General features: G+C 60.2%; 1 protein-coding gene. It reads right to left on the minus strand.

Annotated elements, in window-relative coordinates:
• Positions 1-10 precede the first annotated feature (10 nt).
• Positions 11-1,246: an IS4 family transposase gene (locus ACFFWD_RS23080; RefSeq protein ID WP_376968845.1), complete on the minus strand. Its 1,236-nt coding sequence runs from the start codon at positions 1,244-1,246 to the stop codon at positions 11-13.
• Positions 1,247-1,460 lie beyond the last annotated feature (214 nt).

Consider the following 1,460-nt stretch of genomic DNA (forward strand, 5'->3'; position numbering starts at 1 on the left):
GCTATCCGATTCACACATTTTCGAGCCTTAGAGTGGTGCCGTATTTGATGCGGCGGAAGGCTTCGAGGCCTATGCGCATCACCTTTGGGCCAGGCTTTCCGTAATAGGCGGTCCATCCTCCAAGCCGAGCAATGACCCAGGCAGCGAAGGCGAGCGTGCCTTTTGGATGTGGGTTCTTTTGCTTTGTAGTAGCCCCCTCGAGCTGAGAAGACAGGGCTTCCAGCACAGGCTGGTCATCCCGCTCGAGAACCTCGGTCAGCTCCTGCTCGGTCGTTCCGTCACGGGCGCGGACCAGTTGCATGATCGTGACCGTCGCTACGGTGGCTGCGGCGACGAGCCTGATCATGGCCTCGGGTTCGCTAATGTCAGCTTCCTCGATATCAAAGCCGGCGGACTTGAGCGTGCGGAAGAACTCCTCGATGGTCCAACGCTTGCGATAGAGCTCGACGATCCGGCGTCCTTGTTTCGGGCTTCCTACGGCATGGGTGGTGAGAAGCCGCCAATGGATCGGCTCGCCGTCATGGAGCGATGACACCTCCCGAACATCGACCATGGTTAGGTCGATCGTGTCAGGCAGATCAGGCGCGGGGCTTGGATGTGGCCGGCACAACGTCACCGGCGAGAAGCGCAAGGCAAGCTCGGCCGTTCGTTCCTTGCGGCCCGGCGCCGCCGGAATCGTCACGCTGAACCGGGCTGCTTCCGGTAAGCTATCGACAAAGTCAATCTGCTCCGCAAAAGCTCCGGACTTCAGTTTGATCTTCCGATTCCAGTTTGCCCTGACAATCAGCTCTACATTCGCTGGACGTCGCGCGAAGTGCTCATAAATGTCGCTTTCCCGGTCGGAGATGACGGTGATGCTCCGCGCGCTCGACAGTGCCGTCCCGGCTTGTGCCGCCCCCAAGAGCCAACGTTGGGACTCCTTGTCTGTTGTTGCGCGCGATCGCCGGGGCGTCACCTTGCCTTTGTCACGATTCCAGACCTGCGCATCAACAAGACCCAGTAACGCACCATTGCCGGCATCAAGTGCCAGCGCCGCATGCAAAAGCAGGCCGCGGGTTCCGCCGCCTTTGCCGACAGGTCCATACCCGTTGGCTTTGGCACGCCGGCCGCCAAGGATCAGTTCGCTGGTGTCCTGAACGACAATGATCTCACGACCGGCAACCCGCGCCGCTGTGCGCGAAGCCGCATGGCTCGCCATCTCGGCGACACTCACCCGTTCATTGCGCAGAAAGCGCGTAAAACGCACCTCCTGCGCTCGGTTCCCTGCAAGACGACGAATGCATGAACCAGGCCGGCGAACGAGCGCATCATGCAACGCCGCCCCCCTTTTTCCAGGCGACGATCGCCAAACCGCCCCAGTCCAATCTCCATCGACATAAGACCGCCCTCCACAAGACCGCCTCTCATCAGAGAATCAGTCTTCGCCGATCTTCGCAACAAAGATGTGTGCATTAGATAGC

The sequence above is a fragment of the Bradyrhizobium erythrophlei genome (assembly GCF_042430365.1).
In the GTDB taxonomy this organism is placed as follows: Bacteria; Pseudomonadota; Alphaproteobacteria; order Rhizobiales; family Xanthobacteraceae; genus Bradyrhizobium; species Bradyrhizobium erythrophlei.